Origin of the sequence: Allobosea spartocytisi, from assembly GCF_014764685.1 — a bacterium.
GTDB lineage: Bacteria > Pseudomonadota > Alphaproteobacteria > Rhizobiales > Beijerinckiaceae > Allobosea > Allobosea spartocytisi.
On sequence record NZ_JACXWY010000012.1, the window covers coordinates 143,562 to 163,084 of the forward strand.

The following is a 19,523-nucleotide window of genomic DNA, read 5'->3' on the forward strand; positions in this document are numbered from 1 at the left end:
CAAGAGATGACAACGAGCCGGGACCCTACCCGGCCCGAACGGCGAAGCCATGGGGAAAGGAACCGGGGAATGAGTGTCGCAGAGGATATCGGACAGGTCGGAGGCGGCATCGGCCTGCTCGACCGTGAACGGACCATCGCCAAGGCCGGCTTCAACCGCTGGCTCGTGCCGCCGGCTGCGCTCTGCATCCATCTCTGCATCGGCATGGCCTATGGCTTCTCGGTGTTCTGGCTGCCGCTGAGCCAGGCGATCGGCATCACCAAGCCCATCGCCTGCGCGGCGGATGTCAGCCTGATCGGCTCGCTCTTCACCACCGCCTGCGACTGGAAGGTCGCCGATCTCGGCTGGATGTACACGCTGTTCTTCGTCCTGCTCGGCTCCTCCGCCGCGATCTGGGGCGGCTGGCTGGAGCGCGTCGGCCCGCGCAAGGCGGCCTTCGTCTCGACCTTGTGCTGGTGCGGCGGCCTTCTGGTCTCGGCGCTCGGCGTCTACACGCACCAGCTCTGGCTGATGTGGCTCGGCTCCGGCGTGATCGGCGGCATCGGCCTCGGCCTCGGCTATATCTCGCCGGTCTCGACCTTGGTGAAATGGTTCCCGGACCGGCGCGGCATGGCCACCGGCATGGCGATCATGGGCTTCGGCGGCGGCGCGATGATCGGCTCGCCGCTGGCGGACATGCTGATGAACTATTTCAAGACCCCGGCCTCGGTCGGCGTCTGGCAGACCTTCGTCGCGATGGCCGCGATCTATTTCGTCTTCATGATGGCAGGCACCTTCGGTTATCGCGTGCCGCCGGCGAACTGGCGCCCCGACGGATGGATCCCGCCGGCGACGCAGAACGCGATGATCACCTCGGGCCATGTCCATCTCCAGAACGCGCACAAGACGCCGCAGTTCTGGCTGATCTGGGCGGTGCTCTGCCTCAACGTCTCCGCCGGCATCGGCGTGCTCGGCATGGCCTCGCCCATGTTGCAGGAGATCTTCGCTGGCAAGCTCATCGGCCAGCCGGAGATCGGCTTCGCCGCCCTCGACGCCGGGCAGAAGACGCAGATCGCCACGATCGCGGCTGCCTTCGTCGGCCTGCTCTCGCTGTTCAACATCGCCGGGCGCTTCTTCTGGGCCTCGCTCTCGGACAAGCTCGGCCGCAAATTGACCTATGCCACCTTCTTCGGGCTCGGCATCCTGCTCTACGCGCTCGCGCCCTGGGCGGCGCATGCCGGGTCGCTGGCGCTCTTCGTCGGCTTCTTCTGCATCATCCTGTCGATGTATGGCGGCGGCTTCGCCACGGTGCCGGCCTATCTCGCCGACATGTTCGGCACGCAGTTCGTCGGCGCCATCCATGGCCGCCTGCTGACGGCGTGGTCGACCGCCGGTATCATCGGCCCTGTCGTGGTGAACTATATCCGCGAGGCGCAGATCAATGCCGGCGTGCCGCGCGCGCAGGTCTATGACCGCACCATGTACATCCTCGCCGGCATGCTGGTGTTCGGCTTCCTCTGCAACCTGCTGGTTCGCCCGGTCGCGGCGAAGTGGTTCATGAAGGATGCCGAGGTCGCCGCATTGCAGAAGCGGTCGGCGAGCGTCGATGCGACAGCTCATTACGGCTCCTACGGCATAGGCAAAGGTGGGTTCGACGGCACGGCGTTGCTCGCCTGGGCCGTGGTCGGCCTGCCGATCGCTTGGGGCGTCTGGATCACGCTCTCGAAGTCGCTGGCGCTGTTCCGCTAGGCTTCTACCGCAACGACACGACGAGGCCCGCATCGGGAGACCGGTGCGGGCTTCTCTCTTGGATGACGGTGCTAAGATGCCCGCTGAGGCAAGCCTGGGATGGTGGGACGCCGGAGTCAGTCAGCGATGCCGTCCCGGCCTTCGATCGCCATCAGCGTGGCTGTCAGGAGCGCGATCAAGCGCTCCTTGCCGTCGCTTTCAGCGAACACCTCAGTTTGAGCAAGGGTGAGAGTGCGGCCCGCCTTGACCACCCTCCCTCGAGCGATAATGCGCTTGCCTGCCGCAGGCGCCAGCAGGTTGATCTTGAATTCGGTGGTGAGCACGCCCCGGTCCATGGGCATCATGCTGAGGGCCGCGTAACCGGCAGCGCTGTCGGCTATGGAGCTCACGGCTCCCGCATGGACAAAGCCATGCTGTTGCGAGATCTCGGGCATGGGAGTCAGCGCGATTTCCACTTGTCCGGGCAGCACTTCGCCGAGCGTTGCGCCGAGGGTTTGCATCAGGCCCTGCTTGGAAAAGCTTGTCCGAATGCGCTGGTCGATTTCGGCGATGCCGTGGCTCATGGTGTATCCTCCGCAAGTACCGTGGCAGGCGCGCGCGCGGCCGGCAACAGATCGGAAGCGGGCTATCTGCCCCCTACGGCCTCTCCCCGAGGTCGGCGCGTCGGCTGCTTTTCCTTGTCGGCGCTCGTGCGCCACATTTTATTGCCTGGCAGGAAGCGAACCCGACGGGTTCTGAACCGTTATCGGAAGACCGGCCCGTCAGGCGCCGCATGACTATCCGCAGCCAGAACAGGAGACAGCGTCATGGCGATCAACAAGACCGGCTCGGCCCATTGGGAAGGCGGCATCAAGGACGGCAAGGGCGCGATCTCGACGCAGACAGGCTCGCTCAAGGACTATCCTTACGGCTTCGCCAGCCGCTTCGAGGGCAAGCCCGGCAGCAACCCGGAAGAATTGCTCGGCGCGGCGCATGCCGCCTGCTTCACCATGGCGCTGTCGCTGATCCTCGGCGAAGCCAAGCTGACCGCCGAGGCGCTCGACACCACGGCGCAGGTGACGCTCGACAAGCTCGACGACGGCTACGCCATCACCGCGATCCAACTCACCCTCAAGGGCAAGGTGCCCGGCGCCGACCAGGCGACCTTCCAGTCGCTGGCCGACAAGGCGAAGGCCGGTTGTCCGGTCTCGAAGCTGTTCAAGGCGCCGATCACGCTCGAGGCGACATTGGTAGGTTGAGTTTCCGGCCGCAACGTCATGCTCGCCCTTGTGGCGAGCATCCACGTCTTGAACACCGCCTTCGCCGAAGGAAGACGTGGATGGTCGGGACAAGCTCGACCATGACGGAGAGGAACTGCCACCTCACGCGAAATGACAGGAGACGCTGACGCCACCCAGCATCCGCAACTCCGGCCGCTCGGCCCGGCAGCGATCGGCGGCGCGTGAGCAGCGCGGGTTGAAGCTGCAGCCCGGCGGCGGGTCGATCGGGCTCGGCACCTCGCCCGACATCGGCCGGCGCTCGCGGTTCGGCCGCTCGACATCGGGAATCGTGTCGAGCAGCAGCCGTGTATAGGGGTGGCGCGGCCGGCTGAAGACCTCCTCGGCCGGCCCCGCCTCGACGAAGCGGCCGAGATACATGATGGCGAGATCGTCCGACATGTGCCGGACGACCGAAAGATTGTGGCTGATGAAGAGATAGGTCAGCCCCAGCTCCTTCTGCAGCTTGACCATCAGGTTGAGGATCTGCGCCTGCACGGAGACGTCGAGCGCCGAGGTCGGCTCGTCGCAGACGAGGAAATCGGCCTCGGTCGCGAGGGCGCGGGCAATCGAGATGCGCTGGCGCTGGCCGCCGGAGAAGGCATGCGGGTAGCGGCTCGCATCGCTGCGCGACAGGCCGACGATCTCCAGCAGGTCGCCGACACGGTCTTTCGTGCTCGCGGCGTCCGGCCGCAGCTTCAATTCGCGGATCGGCTCGGCGATGATGTCGCCGACGCGCCAGCGCGGGTTGAGCGAGGCATAGGGGTCCTGGAAGATCATCTGCACGCGCGGCGGACCGAAGGAGCCGTCGGCGCGGCGGATGTCGCGGAAGTTCAGCATCCCCTGCGTCGGGCGCTGGAGGCCGACGACCATGCGCGCCAGGGTCGACTTCCCGCAGCCGGATTCGCCGACGATGCTGAAGGTCGTGCCGCGCCTGACCGTGAAAGAGACGTTTTCGACGGCACGCAGGATGCGGCGCGGCTGCTTCGAGAACAGCCGCGAGAGCGTCGGCGCCGAGACGTCGAAGCGGCAGGAGGCCGAGGCGACATCGAGGATGATGTCGTCCATGGTCGCCGTAGCGGTGGTCGCGATCTCCGGCACGGCCTGCCCTCGTTCGAGCGTGGTCACGGTATCACGCATGGGCCAACTCCTGCAGCGGGAAGTGGCAGGCCGCCGCATGGGCGACCGGCGGAAGGCCCGGCTTGTGATCGCGGCAGACGCCCTCCGCCCGGCCGCAGCGCGGGTTGAAGGCGCAGCCCGGCGGAATGGCGTTGAGCCGCGGCATGGCGCCGTCGATCTGGTTGAGCTGCGCATGCCGGGCATGGACGCTCGGGATCGAGGCCATCAGCCCGGCCGTGTAGGGGTGGCGCGGGCGGCGCACGACATCCTCGACCGGGCCGATCTCGACGATGCGGCCGGCATACATCACCGCGACGCGATCGGCGGTTTCGGCGATGACGCCCATATCATGCGTCACCAGCATGATGGACGTGCCGTGCTCGCGGCAGAGCCGCTTCAAGAGCGTGGTGATCTGCGCCTGAATGGAGACGTCGAGCGCGGTCGTCGGCTCGTCGGCGATGATCAGCGAAGGCTCGGCGCAGAGCGCGAGCGCGATGACGACGCGCTGGCGCATGCCGCCCGAGAACTGGTGCGGGTAGGCGTCGATGCGCGACTCGGCTGCGGGGATGCCGACCTCCTTGAGCAGGTCGAGCGCGCGCCTGCGCGCCTCCGCCTTGCCGACCGGCAGATGGGTGGTGATGGTCTCGACGAGCTGGTCGCCGACCGTCAGCAGCGGGTGCAGCGAGGTCAGCGGGTCCTGGAAGATCGCGCCGATGCGACGGCCGCGCAGGCGGCGCATTGTCTCCGCCGGCAGATCGTCGATGCGCTGGCCTTCCAGCCTGATCTCGCCGCCGGCGATGCGGCCGGGCGGATCGAGCAGGCCGATCACCGCCGTGCCGGTCAGAGATTTGCCGGCGCCGGACTCGCCGACCACGCCGAGGATCTCTCCCGGCGCGATGTCGAAGGAGACGCCGTCCAGCGCCGTCAGCGGGCCGTGGCGGCCGTCGAAGACGATGCGCAGGTCGCGCACGGAGAGCAAAGGCGCGGCGGCGGATGCGGTCATGCGATGGCCTCGCTGCGTTCGATGGCGTAGCTCGACGAGAAGATCTCGCTCATCGGCGGGTGTCCGAGGGTGCGTTCGGGGTAGCGCGCCATCAGCCCCTCGAACTGGGCCTGGGCGCGGGCGTTGTCGGCGGCCTCGTCGATGCCGGGGATGATGCGGTTTTCCATGACGAAGCGGCCGTCGATCACCACGGTCGAGACGTCGCGGCCATGGCCAGTCAGCATCATCGTCTGAATGGGGTCGATGACCTGCCCGCTATGGGGCCGGTCGAGCTCGAAGACGGTGATGTCGGCGCAGGCGCCCGGCTGGAGCCGGCCGAGATCGGGCCGCCGCAGCGCATCGGCGCCGCCGATGGTCGCGGCATCGTAATAATCCTCGGAGCGCACGGCGCCGGCGTTGCCCGCCATGGTGCGGGCGAGGATCATGCCGACCTGCAGGTTCGTCACCATGTCGGGCGGGCTCGTATCCGTGCCCATGGCGATGTTGAGCCCCATCGCGCGGTAGCGGCCGAAATGATCGATGGCATTGCCGTGCCGGCCCGAGACCAGCGGGCAATGGACGATGCTCGCGCCGGAATCGCGGATGATCTCGAGATCGCGGCCGGGCCGGTCGACGAGCCGGCTGCCGGAGACGACAGTGCCGTGCGGCAGCAGGCAGCGCTCGTTGAGGAAGCCGAGGCTCTCCAGCCATTCCGGCGGGCTTAATCCCTGCTGGGCGAGGACGAGGTCGTATTCGATCTTCGACTGGCAGCAATGCAGCCGGACGGGAATACCCAGCTCGCGCGAGGCCGCGGCCGTGCGGCGCAAGAGCTCCGCCGTCGAGGTCTCGATGCGGTCCGGCGCGAGCATGGCACGGATCAGACCGCCGGCGGCGCCTTCATGGCGTTTCGCGAAATCGATCGCGGCGGCGAGCTCGGCGAGGCCGCGCGCCTCGTCGTAATGGGTGACGATGCGGCCGTCTTCCTCGACCAGCTGGTTGCCGGTGCGATAGGCCGGGCCGAGATAGGCGCGGATGCCGAGCGCAGCGGCGGCTTCAGCGGCATCCTCGAACTCCTGCACCGTCTCGCCCCAGGCGCGGTAGAACAGCGAGGCGATCGGCAGCGCCGTGGTGATGCCGTTGCGGATCAGGGACGCGAAGGCGTGCTTCTTCTGGAAGGCCAGCTCCTCGCGGCTGTACATCTCGTAGGGTCCGGCCTCGAGATAGCTGCGCGGCCAGACACGGCCCTTCTTCCAGGCCGGCTGGTTGTCGTAGCCGAGGATGGTGGTGTCGAGATCGGAAAGCGCGTCGCAATCGACGAAGCCCGGCCCGATCAGGGCGTTGCCGTAGTCGACGCGTCTGCTGACCTCGCCGGGAAAGCCATGGCCGACGAAGACGATCCTGCCATCCTCGAAGACCACCTCGCCGTTCTCGTAGAGGCGATGGCGGCCGTCCTTGTGGCCGACGACCCAGCGCGCCGCCATGAGGATGCGGCCTTCGGGGCGCTTTGCCGGCTTGAGGCTCACGGCGCGGTCCTGACCGAAACGCCGTCGCGGGCGACGATCTTGCCGCGCTTGACGACGCGGCGCTTTGGAGAGCGGGTGACGACCGCCTCGGCCAGCGTCTCGCCCGGCAGGATGACGAAATCCGCCGCCTTGCCCTCGGCCAATCCGTAATCGGCGATCTCCATCACCTGCGCGCCGCCGAGCGTACAGACATCGAGCGCGATCCTGAGCTCGTCGTCGCGGCGGAAATTGTTGCGCAGGCCGACGAACATCGCCCGCTCCAGCATGTCGGCATTGCCATAGGGGCCCCAGGTGTCGCGGATGCCGTCCGAGCCTGAGCAGACGCGCACGCCGGCCTCGACCAGCTTCTTCACCGGCGGGGCGGCGCTGCGCGAGGGGGCGGTGGTCATGATCGCGATGTCGAGCCCGGCGAGCTGCGCGATCAGCGGATCGACCAGCGCAGGATCGGGTGAGCCCAGGCAGAAGGCGTGGCTGATCGTGACCTTGCCCTGCATGCCGAGCGCGCGGGTGCGCTCGATGATCAGCTCCGTCGAGAAGGCGCCCATCTCGCCGGGCTCGTGCAGATGGATGTCGAGCGGCTTGCCATATGTCTGGCAGAGCGCGAAGACGGCATCGAGATGGCCCTTGGGGTCGCGGTCGATGCCGCAGGGATCGAGGCCGCCGACGATCTCGCAGCCGGCCTTCATCGCCTGATCCATCAGCTCCAGCGTGCCGGGACGGCGCAGCAGGCCCGATTGCGGGAAGGCGACGAGCTCGATGTCGACGATGTCGCGGTAGTCGTCGCGGGTCTTCATCACGCCCTCGACGCCCCAGAGCCCGTGCTCGGTGTCAACGTCGACATGGCTGCGGATATGGGTCGTGCCCATCAGCGAGGACTGGATCGACTGCCGGGCCGACTGGCGGGCCGGCTCGATATCCAGCCGCTTCTTGCTCTCGCGCTCATTGTCGATCTTGTCGAGCAGCTTCGGCCCGACCTCGTTGACGTACCAGGGCTGGCCCCAGAGGCTCTTGTCGAGATGGGTGTGCGCCTCGACGAGGCCGGGGATGACGATCTCGCCGCGCCCATCCTCGACCGCCACGCCGGCGGGCGCGGCGATGTCCTTCGCCATGCGGGCGATGCGGCCGTTCTCGATGAGGATGTCGAGGGCAGCACCGGCGTTCGGGCGGACATTCTTGAGCAGCAGGGAGGCGGTCATATCAGGCATTTCCTCGTGGTTTCTTGTCAGCGAAGTTTCGGATTCAGCGCATCGCGCAGCCAGTCGCCGAGCAGGTTGACCGAGAGCACGATCAGCCCGAGCTGCAGCGAGGGGAACACGACGAGCCACCAGGAGCCGGAGAACAGGTACTGGTTGCCGATGCGAATCAGCGTACCCAGCGAAGGCTGGGTGATCGGCATGCCCACCCCCAGGAAGGAGAGCGTCGCCTCCGAGAGGATGGCGAGGCCGAGATTGAGCGTCGCCGCGACCATGACCGGCGTCAGCGTGTTCGGCAGGATGTGCCAGAGCATGATGCGCGTCGCCGGCACGCGGATGATGCGGGCGGCCAGCACATATTCCTTGCGGCGCTCGACCATGGTCGAGGCGCGCACGGTGCGGGCATACTGCACCCAGTTGGTCAGCGAGATCGCAAGCACCAGCACCATCGCGGCGAAGGGGTCGCGCAGTTCCGGCGGCAGCAGGCCGCGGAACACCGCCGAGACCAGGATCGCCATCAAGAGCGTCGGAATCGACAGCACGGTATCCCCGAGGCGCATCAGCAGATTGTCGATGCGCCCGCCATGGAAGCCGGCGACGAGCCCGACGGACACGCCGATCAGCATCGAGACGACCACGGCGGAAAAGCCGATGATCAGCGAGATGCGCGAGCCGTAGAGGATGGCGGAGAGCACGTCTCGGCCCTGCGGGTCGGTGCCGAGCAGGAAGGGCCATTCGCCGCCCTCCTGCCAGATCGGCGGGATCTCGGCCTTGTCGATGAAGATCTGCGAGAGATCATAGGGGTTCTGCGCCGCGATCAGCGGGGCCAGGAAGGCCGTGACGATCAGCAGCGTCAGCACCAGCGCCGAAATCCAGGCGGCGGGCGTCTTGCGGAAGCTCCAGCCGATGTCGCTGTCGAGAAAGCGCCGGATGCGGCCGGGCTTGGCATCGGCAGGCTTGGCATCGGCAGGTTTGGCGGCGGTCGCGACGGTTTCAGCGGGCATTGGCGGCTCCCGAGAGCGCGTCCTCGCGCAGGCGCGGATCGACCCAGGCATAGGTCAGGTCGACCAGGGTGTTCAGCGCGACGAAGATGAAGGAGACGATGATCAGATAGGCCGCCATCACCGGGATATCGACGAAGGTCACGGCCTGGACGAAGAGCATGCCCATGCCCGGCCACTGGAACACCGTCTCGGTGACCAGCGCGAAGGCGATGAGATTGCCGATCTGCAGGCCGGTGACGGTGATGACCGGCATCAGGCAGTTGCGCAGCGCATGGCCGAAATGGATCGAGCGGGCCGGCAGGCCGCGCGCCCTCGCGAAGCGGATGAAATCGGTGCGCATGGTCTCGAGCATCTCGGCCCGCACCAGCCGCATCACCAGCGTGATCTGGAAGAGCGAGAGGGTGATGCCGGGCAGGATCAGCGCCTTGCGCCCCGACGGCGTCAGGAAACCGGTGCTCCACCAGCCGAGCTTCACCACCTCGCCGCGGCCGAAGGCCGGCAGCCATTGCAGCGTCACCGAGAAGACGAGGATCAGCATGATGCCGAGCGCGAAGCTCGGCAGCGAGACGCCGAGCACCGAGCCGAATTGCAGCGCCTTGGCGAGGAGGCTTTCTCGTCGGATGGCGGTGTAGACCCCGAGCGGGATGCCGAGGGCGAGCGAGAGGAAGGTCGCGACCAGGACGAGCTCGAAGGTCGCCGGGAAGCGCTCCGAGATCAGCGCGAAGACATCCTGCTGATTGCGGTAGGAGATGCCGAAATCGCCCTGGGCCGCGTTCTTCACGAAGGTCGCGAATTGCAGCACGAAGCCCTTGTCGAGACCGAGGCGGGTCCGCAATTCGTCGCGCTGCTGCTGGCTCGCCTGCTCGTTCAGCATCAGTTCGACGGGATCGCCGACGAAGCGGAAGCTCAGGAAGGCGAGGAAGGCCACGGCGAGCATGACGCCGGCGGCATTCAGGAAGCGCTTGAGGAGGAAGGCCGGCATGGGCGGCTCCTGGGTTCCGGCGGCATTCCCGGGCTTCGCGTTGGCGAAGACCCGGGAAGCTCAGGCGGATGAAGGGCTCGTTTCCGAGATGGCCGGGTCAAACCCGGCCACGACGGCGGCGGTTCAGCCTCACTTCAGCTTGGTCAGCCACAGGCGCGGCTTGTTGTCGGAGGCCTGCACCATGGTCTCGACATTGGCACGCATCGCCCAGGCCATCGGCTGCTGGTGCAGCGGGATGAACAGGGTCTGCTCCTTCACCAGCTTGAGCGCCTGCTTCATCAATTCGATGCGTTTGGCGTTGTCGAGCTCGACGCCGGCCTTGTCGATCAGCGCGTCGACCTTCGGATCGCCCCAGTTGCCCCAGTTGAACACGCCGGCCGTGCCGGTCCTGGAGTGGATCACCTGCACGAGCAGGGAATAGGCGTCGATCATCGGCTCGTTGGCCCAGCCGAAGGAGAGGACGTCGAAATCGCCCTTGGTGCGCTTCGGCGTCTGCTGGGCGCGCGGCGCCATGCTGAGATTGGGCTTGAAGCCGGCGCGCGACCACATCGAGGCGACCGCCTGGCAGAACTCCTCCTCATTGACCAGCGAATCGCTCTGGCAATTCATCTGGAAGGAGAAGCCGTTGGGATAGCCGGCCTCGGTGAGCAGCTTCTTGGCGGCGTTCAGATCGAAGGGCGGACGCTCGTCCTGCGACGGCTCATAGCCCGGGATGGCGGGCGCGATGAGCGCGCCGGTGTTGCGCGAGAGGCCGCGCATGGCGCGCTTCTGGACCGCGTCGATGTCGATGGCGCGATAGAGCGCCTCGCGCACCCGGATGTCCTGGAAGGGATTCTTGCCCTTCACGTCGCTCTCGAAGAGCTGGTCCTTGAGATTGAAGGCGAAGAAGACCGAGCGCAATTCGTTGGTCTGCATCACCTTGACGTCGGACGACGCCTTGAGGCGCGGCAGATCCTGCAGCGGCGCGACATTGGTGTAGTCGATCTCGCCCGACAGCAGCGCCGCGACGCGGGTCGAGGCCGAGGCGATCGGGACGAACTCGATGCGGTCGATATTGTGCTGCGGCTTGTCCCACCAGCCCTGATTCCTGACGAGGATCGTCTTGGCGTCGGGCTGGCGGCTCTCGATCGAGAAGGGGCCGGTGCCGTTGGCGTGGTCGGTGGGATAGCCGGTGACGCCCTTGCCGACATCGGTCGGCTTCAGGGCGTTGTGCTCCTCCAGCCACTTCTTGTCGAAGATGAAGATGTTGGTGAGGTCGTTGAGCAGCAGCGGATAGGGGCCGTCGACCTCGATCTCGACGGTGTAGTCGTCGATCTTTTTCGAGGATTTATAGGCCGGCAGATTGCCCTTCAGCGGCGAGGCGGCATCCGAGACGCGAGCGAGCGAGGCGATGACGTCGTCGGCCGTGAAGGGGTCGCCATTGTGGAAGGTCACGCCCTTGCGCAGATGGAAGCGCCAGACCGTCGGCGACACCGTCTCCCAGGACTCGGCCAGCGCCGGCTCGATCTTGAGGTCGCCGGTGTAGCGCACCAACCCTTCATAGACATGGTTCAGGACCGACAGCGTGAAGGTCTCGCCGAAGGAATAGGGATCGAGCGAGGCGATCTCGCGACCCGCACCCCATTTCAGCGTCTTCGCCTCCGCCGCGCCGCTCAGCGCGAAAGCGGCAACAGCCGCCAGCAACCAGGCCTTCTTCATCGACACTCTCCCCTTTTCATTCGGCGCAGCCCGGAACGAAGCCACGCGGTCGTCACTGCCACCTCTGTGCGCATCGTGGCGCTTTCCGCGCCATCTCGTGTGCGATTAATGTTCAGTCTTGCATACGATTGTTTGATCGTATTGTATGCGATTATTGAACACAAGCGCAAACTGGAACGGAGCCCCGTCTCGTGACATTGACGGTCCCCAGCAAGGTCAGACCAAAGCGAGGACAGGCCGATATGGGCGAGTCACGGCTGCCGGGATTGCGTGCGCAATCCGTCTACAGGGCGCTTCGGCGCGCGATCATCGAACAGGCGCTGAAACCGGGCATGAAACTGCCCGAGGATTCGATCGGCGAGCAGCTCGGGGTCAGCCGCACGCTGGTCCGGGAGGCCTTCAACCGCCTTTCGGTGGAAGGGCTGGTCGAGCTTACGCCGAACAAGGGCGCCTCCGTCGCCTATCCGACGCTGGAGGAGGCGCGCGACGTCTTCGAGGTCCGGCGCGGGCTCGAGCGGCTCGTCGCCGAGAACCTCGCCGGGCGGTTGACCGCCGCGCAGGCGGCCGAGCTGGAAGCCCATGTCCGGCAGGAGGAAAAGGCGCATGGGCAGGACGGGCCGGAATCGATCCGTCTGTCCGGCGAGTTCCATATCAAGCTCGCGGAGATGACCGGCAACGCCCTGCTGCTGCGCTATGTGCAGGAATCCTCGTCGCGCTGTTCGCTGATCCTGGCGATCTACGGCCGGCCGCATTCCTCGGAATGCGCCGTCTCCGAACACCGCCAGCTGATCGAGGCCCTGCGCGACGGCGACGCCGCCCGCGCCGCCGACCTGATGGACCACCATTTGCGCGCCGTCGTCACCCGCGCGCTGCTGACACCCCGCATCGAGCGCGACATCCGCGACGTGCTCGCCCCCTATGCCCTGAGCGAAGGACTGACTCCATCATGACAGCGACGCCGGCCGTGCAGCCGCGGGCCGAGGAAGCCCCAGGCATCGTCACCTTCGATTTCGCGCAGCTGACGCCGCGCGAACGCTACAAGCTGCTGATCGGCGCCGTGGTGCCGCGGCCGATCGCGCTGGTGACAACGGTCGATGCGCAGGGCACGGTCAATGCCGCGCCCTTCTCCTTCTTCAACTGCCTCTCCGCCGATCCCGCGATCCTGGCGCTCGGCGTCGAATACCGCCCGACCGGCGCGCAGAAGGATACCGGCCGCAATATCCGCGAGACGCTGGCCTTCACCGTCAACATCGTCTCCGACGCGCTGGTCGCCGGCATGAACATCTGCGCCGTGCCCTTCGAGCCCGGCACGGACGAGCTCGCCGAGGCCGGCCTCACCGCCATGCCCGGCATCAAGGTGCCCTGTCCCTGGATCGGCCAGGCGCCGGCCGCCTTCGAATGCCGCCACCACACCACGCTCGGCATCGGCAGCTCGCGCGAGATCATCCTGGGCGAGATCGTCTATGCGCATTTCCGCGGCGATACCGTCGACGAACGCCTGCATGTCGACCCTGTCGCGCTCGACGCCGTCGGCCGCATGGGCGGCCATGGCTACGCGACGACGCGGGACTATTTCGATCTGCCGACCATGCCGCTCGCGACCTGGCGGACCGATCCGGACGCCGCAAACCGACGGGACTGACCTGCCGGTGCTGCGGCGAAGCGCAGCTTTGCCATGCAACAGACGCGCAACGGTTAGTCCTCCACCTATCGACCTTGCATTTATCGCATCCCGCCCCTCGCGCTCACGCCATGGCGGGCTCCGCCCGCATGGGTCATCCTGACCTGACGTGACGGCAGCGCTCTTCGGAGCGCGGCCGAAGAACAGCGGGGCGATGCACCGCGACAGGGGGAAGGCGGAACCATGGCGGCGCAGCCGCGCCATTGCTGCGCGGCACGGGGCCATGTCCGTTGGGTGACGACATGACGACGACAAGCGAGATCATCGACTTCCGGGCCGAGACGGATGACGGAGCCACGCTCCATTGCTTCCGCGAGGGCCATGGCCAGCCGCTGCTGCTGGTCAGCGGCCTCAGCGGCACCGCCGGATTCTGGACGAACATCGCCGCGACGCTCGGGCGTTCCTTCGAGATCATCCGCTTCGACCAGCGCGGCATCGGCGGCAGCAGCCGCGGCGAGGCGCCCTGCGACATCGAGAGGCTCGCCCGCGACGGCCTCGCCGTGCTCGACGCGGCCGGACTCGACCGGGCCGTCGTGCTCGGCCATTCGACCGGCGGCTGCATCGCGCAGGGGATGGCAAAGCTTGCGCCCGGCCGGTTCGACGGGCTCATCCTCAGCGGAAGCTGGCTCAAGGCCTGCCGCTACATGACCGCCCTGTTCGGTGCCCGGCGCGCCATCCTCGACTGCGCTCCGCAGGGCTTCGCCGCCCTGTCCGTGCTCAGCGCCTACCAGCCGCGCTGGATCGAGGCGAACTGGCACATCTATGACGACGCGATCGAGGCAGCGCCGGTAAGCGACCACGCCCGGACCGTGATGCGCGAACGCATCGACGCACTGCTCGCTTTCGACGGCACCGCCGATATCGAAGCCCTGCCGATGCCGATCCTGGTCATGGGGGCACGGGACGACATGGTCGTGCCGGTCTACCATCAGGAGGCGCTGGCCGCCGCCCTGCCCGGCTGCCGCCGCTCGATCATGGAAACCGGCGGGCATCTCTTCCCGGTCTCGCGCCCGGACATCTTCACCGCCTCCGTGGCGGAATGGATCGGCGAGCTCTGAGCGCCCCGCCCGCCCGGCCGCGTCGAAAGGACCCATATCGGCCCGGCGCCGGCCCGCGCTAAACCGGAACCGTTCCAAGGAAGACCCGGGCCGCAAGCCGGGCCCCGAAAGACGAGACCCATGCGCGCCGTTCTGCCCCGCTTCCTCGCTGTATCCTTCCTGACCTCATCGCTTCTGGCCCTGCCGCTCCTCGCCCATCCCGCCGCCGCGCAGGATCTCGAGGCCGGCCAGCGCTCCTTCAACAAATGCCGCGCCTGCCACCAGATCGGCGAGGGCGCGCGCAACCTCGTCGGGCCCGAGCTCAACGGTGTGATCGGCCGGCATTCCGGCGCGGCCGAGGGCTACAGCTACTCGAACGCCACCAAGAATTCCGGCCTGACCTGGGACGAGGCGACCTTCGCGGATTACATCAAGGATCCCAAGGCGAAGATCCCCGGCACCAAGATGATCTTCGCCGGCATCCGCAGCGAGAAGGAGATCCAGGATCTGATCGCCTTCCTCAAGCAGTTCGACAAGGACGGCAAGAAGCTCTGACGGCGCCTCTCGCCGCACAGCTCTCCGATCAGCCCCTGTCTCGCGCGGCGCCACGGCAGGCGGCGCCGGACGAAAAACGACGGCATGCGCTCAGATCAGGGCCGGTAATCCCCCGGCCATGACAGAACGCCTCTTCCATTTTCGCGATTGGATGCAATATTTATTCGTTCCGGCGGATCATCGCGATTCGGGAGCCGGAGAAATGTACTGCCCGGGAAAGGTCTCCACGCACCGATGAAGAAGGCCAAGCGGAAAACGGGAGAGAAGCGGTCGCAGATCGCCGCTGTGCCGATCCGCCGCGCCGCCGACGGTTCGATGGAGATCCTGCTCGTGACCTCGCGGACGACGCGCCGCTGGATCGTGCCGAAGGGCTGGCCGATCAAGGGCCTCAAGGACCACGACGCCGCTGCGCGCGAGGCTTATGAGGAAGCCGGCGTGATCGGCCGCATCGGCCACGAGCCGGCCGGGCGCTACAGCTACTGGAAGCGGATGAGCGACCATTTCGCGCTCTGCGAGGTGAAGCTCTATCTGCTGGCGGTCGAGAAGCAGCTCGGCAGCTTCCGCGAGCAGCACCAGCGCGACCTGCACTGGTTCAAGCTCGCCGACGCCGCCGACATCGTCGACGAGCCCGAGCTCAGCACCGCCATCCGCAAGCTGGAGACGCTGCCTGCCCTGGCGGCATGAAAGCCCGCGGCGACCGCGCCCGAATGACAGCGCCGAGACCTGACGATTACTGGCGCATTCGACGAAAATGACGTAGCGTCACCATCCGGAACAAAGAAAAGCGGAGGCCGGCAATGCCCGACCAGACGCGCCATGACGCATGGCAGGCCGGCGAGACTGACGAGCGCTTCATGGCGCGCTGGAGCCGGGAGCTGGCGCCGCGCTTCATCGACTGGTTGAACCCCCTGCCCGGCTTCGAATGGCTCGAGGTCGGCTGCGGCAGCGGCGCGCTCACCGAGGCGCTGCTCGGCCTGACCGTGCCGGTCAGCGTCGTCGCGGTCGACCCCTCGGAGGACTTCCTGGCGCTGGCGCGCGAGCGGATCACCAATCCCCGCGCCAGCTTTCGGAAGGGCAGCGCCGAGGCCCTGCCGGTGGCGAATACGAGCTGCGACGCCGTCGGCTCCGGGCTGGTGCTCGATATCGTGCCCGACCGAGCCAAGGCGCTGGCGGAGATGCGTCGGGTGGTGCGGCCGCGCGGGCTGATCTGCTTCTATGTCTGGGATTATCCGGGCGGCGGGGTGCAGTTCCTGCGCACCTTCTGGAGCGCCGCGACGGCGCTCGACCCGCAAGCCGCCGATCTCGGCGAGGACCGGCGCTTCCCCTTCTGCACCCAGGAGGGGCTGACCGGGCTCGCGCTCGCCGCCGGGCTCACCGACGTCACCTGCGCGCCGATCACGATCCCGACCGTGTTCCGCGACTTCGCGGATTTCTGGCAACCCTTCGCGCTCGGCACCGGGCCGGCTGCGGCCTATTACGCCGGCCTGGCGCCGGCGGCGCGCGAGTCCCTGCGGCAGAGGCTGCAGGACAGGCTGCCGATCGCCGAGGACGGCACGATCACGCTGGAGGCGCGCGCCTGGGCGGTACAGGGCATCTCGCCCTGAGAGGGCGGCATTGGCCGATGCCTGCCACGCAAGCCAACACCCCGCCCGCCTTGCGGCGTTCGTTCGAGAGCGAGGGGCAGCGGAGCGCCGCGAGGCGCGGTTGGGTATCGGGCCGCTTCCATTGAGCCAGGATGCGGCGCGGAAGGATTGAGCCACCTTCCGCACGCCCCGTGGCGCTCCGCTTGCCGGCGTTCTTTAAGTCTCCGGGCCGCGCTTATCGGGCCTGCGGCCATCCTTCGCCGCGAGCCCTTTCGACGCCAGTGCGGCTCATCGCCTTGTCGCGTCTACTCGGGCATGGGACGAAGGCGTGATGCCATCGGCCGTTCCCAGCGAGCTCCTCGCACAGGGATCGTAGTGTCCCCAGGGCGGTGCCCCGAAGCCTCCCGGGAGTGGATCGTGACTCCACCCGCAGGCGCCGACCTCATCCCCACCAACGGCACACCTCCGGATGGCTGCCCCTCGGGGATGAGGTGGCCCGAGGATAGGCGCGGCTTGCAAGGGCGGGGATAAGTTTTGGCGAGCCGCGACGCCTCTTCCCTTCTCCCCCTGCGGGAGAAGGGTTCCCGCGCCCTCCATCGGCCGCGCAAGACGGGGATGCGCGGCACAAGGCCGAGCCTGACGGCGGGCCGGGTTTCGACTCCACGCCGGGATGGCGGCATGGCATAAGCGCCCCTCCAAGGAGCCAGCATGCCAATTCGCCCCGAACAGCCCGCGGACGCAGCCGCCATCCGCGCCCTAACCACCGAAGCCTTCGCGGCGGCGCCGCATAGCAGCGGCACCGAAGCGGCCATCATCGACGGCTTGCGCGCGGCCGGGGCGCTGACGTTCTCGCTCGTCGCGGTCGAGGGCGACGAGATTGTCGGTCATGTCGCCTTCTCGCCGGTGACGATCGACGGGGCGGAACGCGGCTGGTTCGGGCTCGGGCCGGTCTCGGTGCGGCCGGGCCGGCAGCGCGACGGCATCGGCTCGGGCCTGATCCGCGAGGGCTTGCAGCGCCTGCGCGAGATCGGCGCCGGCGGCTGCGTGTTGCTCGGCGACCCCGGCTATTACGGCCGCTTCGGTTTTGCTGCCGATCCGGCGCTGGTGCTGGAGGGCGTGCCGCCGGAATATTTCATGCGCCTCGCCTTCGGCGCCGGGGTGCCGGCCGGCACAGTGCGCTATCACGCGGCTTTCGACGGGGCCTGAGGCTCAGGAGCGATAGGTCTGCCGAACCGCTACGCCTTTCCTTCTCCCGGCTGGGAGAAGGTGGCGCGGAGCGCCGGATGAGGATGTGCGTTTTCTGAAGAAGGCTCAACGGCTCCGTTGCGGCTAGACGATCAGCGGCGGTCCCTCACCCCTGCCCCTCTCCCATCCGGGAGAGGGGTTCTCCGCGCCTAACCTTTTGCCCGGAAGGTAACGAGCACGGCCAGTACCGCCGCATCGGCCTAATGCGTGGTGCCGAGCCCGAGCTCATCGCGCGCATCGAGCAGGAAGTGTTCGAAATCGCGGGAAGCGTGGATGAGGATGGAGGGGACGGTCATGGGGGCGAGGATAGGCGATGGTGCCTCTTCGATTATCGCTAGTTCCCCACAGCCGCAACATTATCGCGGTTATTTGCACCAACGAACTGTTGGCATTCATGTCTCATCGGGTATGTTTGCAGGGGAGCTTCTTTGATTGGGCGAGAGTCGTGGCACGGATTGAAGGTTTTCGGGTAAGAAATTATCGAGCACTTAAAGATGTCACTCTAGGCCGCCTTTGGAATTTTCGGGACGACTCTCCTCTCACTCCGCTAACAGCGGTAATAGGCCGCAATGGCGTTGGAAAAAGCACGCTATTTGATGCCTTTGGATTCCTGTCAGACTGCCTACGCGTTGGCGTCGAAGAAGCTTGCGATCAACACGGAAGAGGCGGCTTTCAGAGAATTCGCACTCAAGGAGTCAATGACCCAATCGAATTTGATATATACTACAAGGAAGACAATAATTCTCGCCCAATAACATACGAACTTGCGATCGACCTTGATCAAACCGGGCGACCATACGTGCTTCGTGAGCGACTGCGACAACGCCGAAGAGGAAGCGCGCGAGGATGGCCATTCTCTTTCTTAATCCTAAACGCAGGCCGCGGCGCAGCATGGAAGGGCGACGAGGAAGGCCTAAAGGAAGAGAAAGATATTAGCATCGACGATCTCCTTGATTTTGTATCAAAGCAAGAACAAGTAGAGTCAGGAGAAACTGAAGTTGTTGAGCTTGATGACCCTCGACGTTTGGGGATATCTACACTCGGATCGCTCAAACAGCACCCTCGGATTGCAGCCTTTCGTCGCTTCATTGAGGGATGGCACCTTAGCTACTTTACTCCAGATGCCGCCCGTGGACTACCGATGGCAGGACCACAACGGCACTTAAACGTCCATGGAGACAACCTAGGCAACGTCGTTCAGTATCTGGAACGAGAACACCCCAAGCTATTTCGGGAAATATTGCTTCGCATATCGCAGAAAATTCCGGGAATATCGAAAATCGACACCCACAAAACAGAGGATGGCCGCCTCCTTCTTAGATTTAACGATAGTGGATTCTCAGATCCATTTTTTGCTCAGCAAATGTCAGATGGCACTTTAAAGATTTTTGCCTACCTACTTCTTCTGGAAGACCCAGAGCCGCCGCCATTTTTATGCATTGAAGAGCCGGAGAACGGACTATACCATAAGCTCTTGGAATCTCTTGCTGCAGAATTTCGCTCACATGCCAATGGCCGCAGAAATTCATCTCAAATATTCGTCACAACCCATCAGCCATATCTCGTAGACGCCCTTAATCCCGAGGAGGTGTGGGTTATGGAAAAAGGTCCGGATGGGCTATCGACTATCCGGCGAGCAAGCGCCGACCCGATTATTAGCAATATGGTAGACGAAGGTATTCCCTTGGGTAGCCTCTGGTATAGCAATTATCTGGACTAAAAATGATCCATTTTGAATTCCTGATCGAGGATCAGTCCGGCGCTACATTCCTGAGCCATTTTTTACCCAAGCTTGGCTCTGGCTTCACATCTAGGCCTCGTGGACAAAGCTTGACCTGAGACACGCGGATTGATTCAAGGCTTCTTTTTGGAGGAAGCCTTGGGCGAGCGGATCGGTCTGACGGACGAGGAATGGGCGTTGATTGGGCCTTTGCTGC

General features: G+C 65.9%; 18 protein-coding genes. 10 read left to right on the top strand and 8 right to left on the bottom strand.

Annotated features, from left to right (window positions below):
• The first annotated feature begins 69 nt into the window (after positions 1-69).
• Positions 70-1,728 (top strand): OFA family MFS transporter, encoded by a 1,659-nt coding sequence (locus IED13_RS18705; protein WP_191125068.1) that lies wholly within the window; start codon positions 70-72, stop codon positions 1,726-1,728.
• Positions 1,729-1,844: 116 nt separating this feature from the next.
• On the opposite strand, the gene IED13_RS18710 is transcribed toward IED13_RS18705, so the two are convergent.
• Positions 1,845-2,291: a PaaI family thioesterase gene (locus IED13_RS18710; protein ID WP_191125069.1), complete on the bottom strand. Its 447-nt coding sequence runs from the start codon at positions 2,289-2,291 to the stop codon at positions 1,845-1,847.
• Between the two features lie 243 nt (positions 2,292-2,534).
• On the opposite strand from IED13_RS18710, the gene IED13_RS18715 reads away from it, so the two are divergent.
• Positions 2,535-2,966 carry an OsmC family protein gene (locus IED13_RS18715; protein WP_191125070.1) on the top strand — a complete coding sequence of 144 codons (432 nt, stop codon included), beginning with the start codon at positions 2,535-2,537 and terminating at the stop codon, positions 2,964-2,966.
• Between the two features lie 123 nt (positions 2,967-3,089).
• On the opposite strand, the gene IED13_RS18720 is transcribed toward IED13_RS18715, so the two are convergent.
• From IED13_RS18720 to IED13_RS18750, 7 genes are all read right to left on the bottom strand, one after another.
• Positions 3,090-4,052 carry an ABC transporter ATP-binding protein gene (locus tag IED13_RS18720; RefSeq protein WP_191125083.1) on the bottom strand — a complete coding sequence of 321 codons (963 nt, stop codon included), beginning with the start codon at positions 4,050-4,052 and terminating at the stop codon, positions 3,090-3,092.
• A gap of 64 nt (positions 4,053-4,116) precedes the next feature.
• Positions 4,117-5,106: an ABC transporter ATP-binding protein gene (locus IED13_RS18725; protein WP_191125071.1), complete on the bottom strand. Its 990-nt coding sequence runs from the start codon at positions 5,104-5,106 to the stop codon at positions 4,117-4,119.
• Positions 5,103-6,566: an amidohydrolase family protein gene (locus tag IED13_RS18730; RefSeq protein WP_191125084.1), complete on the bottom strand. Its 1,464-nt coding sequence runs from the start codon at positions 6,564-6,566 to the stop codon at positions 5,103-5,105. Before IED13_RS18730 ends, IED13_RS18725 begins: the two co-directional genes overlap by 4 nt.
• Before the next feature lie 38 nt (positions 6,567-6,604).
• Positions 6,605-7,804 (bottom strand): amidohydrolase family protein, encoded by a 1,200-nt coding sequence (locus tag IED13_RS18735; RefSeq protein WP_191125072.1) that lies wholly within the window; start codon positions 7,802-7,804, stop codon positions 6,605-6,607.
• A 26-nt stretch (positions 7,805-7,830) separates the two neighbouring features.
• On the bottom strand, positions 7,831-8,805 hold the full coding sequence (locus tag IED13_RS18740) for an ABC transporter permease (protein WP_191125073.1): 975 nt from the start codon (positions 8,803-8,805) through the stop codon (positions 7,831-7,833).
• Positions 8,795-9,787: an ABC transporter permease gene (locus IED13_RS18745; RefSeq protein WP_038366644.1), complete on the bottom strand. Its 993-nt coding sequence runs from the start codon at positions 9,785-9,787 to the stop codon at positions 8,795-8,797. Before IED13_RS18745 ends, IED13_RS18740 begins: the two co-directional genes overlap by 11 nt.
• Positions 9,788-9,916: 129 nt before the next feature.
• Positions 9,917-11,485 carry an ABC transporter substrate-binding protein gene (locus IED13_RS18750; protein ID WP_191125074.1) on the bottom strand — a complete coding sequence of 523 codons (1,569 nt, stop codon included), beginning with the start codon at positions 11,483-11,485 and terminating at the stop codon, positions 9,917-9,919.
• Positions 11,486-11,727: 242 nt separating this feature from the next.
• Between IED13_RS18750 and IED13_RS18755 the strand changes: the two genes are divergently transcribed.
• The 8 genes from IED13_RS18755 (at position 11,728) to IED13_RS18790 (ending at position 19,306) form a co-directional block, all read left to right on the top strand.
• Positions 11,728-12,435, top strand: coding sequence for a GntR family transcriptional regulator (locus tag IED13_RS18755; RefSeq protein WP_038366639.1), 708 nt, complete (start codon positions 11,728-11,730; stop codon positions 12,433-12,435).
• Entirely contained in the window at positions 12,432-13,127 is a 696-nt protein-coding gene (locus tag IED13_RS18760; RefSeq protein WP_197062796.1) for a flavin reductase family protein, read from the top strand. Before IED13_RS18755 ends, IED13_RS18760 begins: the two co-directional genes overlap by 4 nt.
• Positions 13,128-13,408: 281 nt before the next feature.
• Positions 13,409-14,224 carry an alpha/beta fold hydrolase gene (locus IED13_RS18765; RefSeq protein ID WP_051988372.1) on the top strand — a complete coding sequence of 272 codons (816 nt, stop codon included), beginning with the start codon at positions 13,409-13,411 and terminating at the stop codon, positions 14,222-14,224.
• 120 nt (positions 14,225-14,344) lie between these two features.
• On the top strand, positions 14,345-14,758 hold the full coding sequence (locus IED13_RS18770) for a c-type cytochrome (protein WP_191125075.1): 414 nt from the start codon (positions 14,345-14,347) through the stop codon (positions 14,756-14,758).
• 234 nt (positions 14,759-14,992) lie between these two features.
• Entirely contained in the window at positions 14,993-15,442 is a 450-nt protein-coding gene (locus IED13_RS18775) for an NUDIX hydrolase (protein WP_112763888.1), read from the top strand.
• A gap of 113 nt (positions 15,443-15,555) precedes the next feature.
• Entirely contained in the window at positions 15,556-16,362 is an 807-nt protein-coding gene (locus IED13_RS18780; RefSeq protein ID WP_191125076.1) for a class I SAM-dependent methyltransferase, read from the top strand.
• A gap of 687 nt (positions 16,363-17,049) precedes the next feature.
• A complete protein-coding gene (locus IED13_RS18785; protein ID WP_191125077.1) occupies positions 17,050-17,547 on the top strand; it encodes a GNAT family N-acetyltransferase in 498 nt (165 codons plus the stop codon).
• A 352-nt stretch (positions 17,548-17,899) separates the two neighbouring features.
• Complete coding sequence (locus tag IED13_RS18790; protein ID WP_210323669.1) at positions 17,900-19,306, top strand: AAA family ATPase; 1,407 nt, start codon at positions 17,900-17,902, stop codon at positions 19,304-19,306.
• Positions 19,307-19,523 lie beyond the last annotated feature (217 nt).

Excerpts from the sequence above, each read along its gene's own strand:
- IED13_RS18780 (WP_191125076.1), top strand. The coding sequence starts at position 15,556 with ATGCCCGACCAGACGCGCCATGACGCATGGCAGGCCGGCGAGACTGAC.
- IED13_RS18725 (WP_191125071.1), bottom strand. The coding sequence starts at position 5,106 with ATGACCGCATCCGCCGCCGCGCCTTTGCTCTCCGTGCGCGACCTGCGC.
- IED13_RS18765 (WP_051988372.1), top strand. The coding sequence starts at position 13,409 with ATGACGACGACAAGCGAGATCATCGACTTCCGGGCCGAGACGGATGAC.
- IED13_RS18705 (WP_191125068.1), top strand. The coding sequence starts at position 70 with ATGAGTGTCGCAGAGGATATCGGACAGGTCGGAGGCGGCATCGGCCTG.
- IED13_RS18775 (WP_112763888.1), top strand. The coding sequence starts at position 14,993 with ATGAAGAAGGCCAAGCGGAAAACGGGAGAGAAGCGGTCGCAGATCGCC.
- IED13_RS18710 (WP_191125069.1), bottom strand. The coding sequence starts at position 2,291 with ATGAGCCACGGCATCGCCGAAATCGACCAGCGCATTCGGACAAGCTTT.
- IED13_RS18745 (WP_038366644.1), bottom strand. The coding sequence starts at position 9,787 with ATGCCGGCCTTCCTCCTCAAGCGCTTCCTGAATGCCGCCGGCGTCATG.
- IED13_RS18750 (WP_191125074.1), bottom strand. The coding sequence starts at position 11,485 with ATGAAGAAGGCCTGGTTGCTGGCGGCTGTTGCCGCTTTCGCGCTGAGC.
- IED13_RS18770 (WP_191125075.1), top strand. The coding sequence starts at position 14,345 with ATGCGCGCCGTTCTGCCCCGCTTCCTCGCTGTATCCTTCCTGACCTCA.
- IED13_RS18715 (WP_191125070.1), top strand. The coding sequence starts at position 2,535 with ATGGCGATCAACAAGACCGGCTCGGCCCATTGGGAAGGCGGCATCAAG.
- IED13_RS18790 (WP_210323669.1), top strand. The coding sequence starts at position 17,900 with ATGGTGCCTCTTCGATTATCGCTAGTTCCCCACAGCCGCAACATTATC.
- IED13_RS18760 (WP_197062796.1), top strand. The coding sequence starts at position 12,432 with ATGACAGCGACGCCGGCCGTGCAGCCGCGGGCCGAGGAAGCCCCAGGC.
- IED13_RS18785 (WP_191125077.1), top strand. The coding sequence starts at position 17,050 with ATGCCAATTCGCCCCGAACAGCCCGCGGACGCAGCCGCCATCCGCGCC.
- IED13_RS18735 (WP_191125072.1), bottom strand. The coding sequence starts at position 7,804 with ATGACCGCCTCCCTGCTGCTCAAGAATGTCCGCCCGAACGCCGGTGCT.
- IED13_RS18730 (WP_191125084.1), bottom strand. The coding sequence starts at position 6,566 with ATGGCGGCGCGCTGGGTCGTCGGCCACAAGGACGGCCGCCATCGCCTC.
- IED13_RS18740 (WP_191125073.1), bottom strand. The coding sequence starts at position 8,805 with ATGCCCGCTGAAACCGTCGCGACCGCCGCCAAACCTGCCGATGCCAAG.
- IED13_RS18755 (WP_038366639.1), top strand. The coding sequence starts at position 11,728 with ATGGGCGAGTCACGGCTGCCGGGATTGCGTGCGCAATCCGTCTACAGG.
- IED13_RS18720 (WP_191125083.1), bottom strand. The coding sequence starts at position 4,052 with ATGGACGACATCATCCTCGATGTCGCCTCGGCCTCCTGCCGCTTCGAC.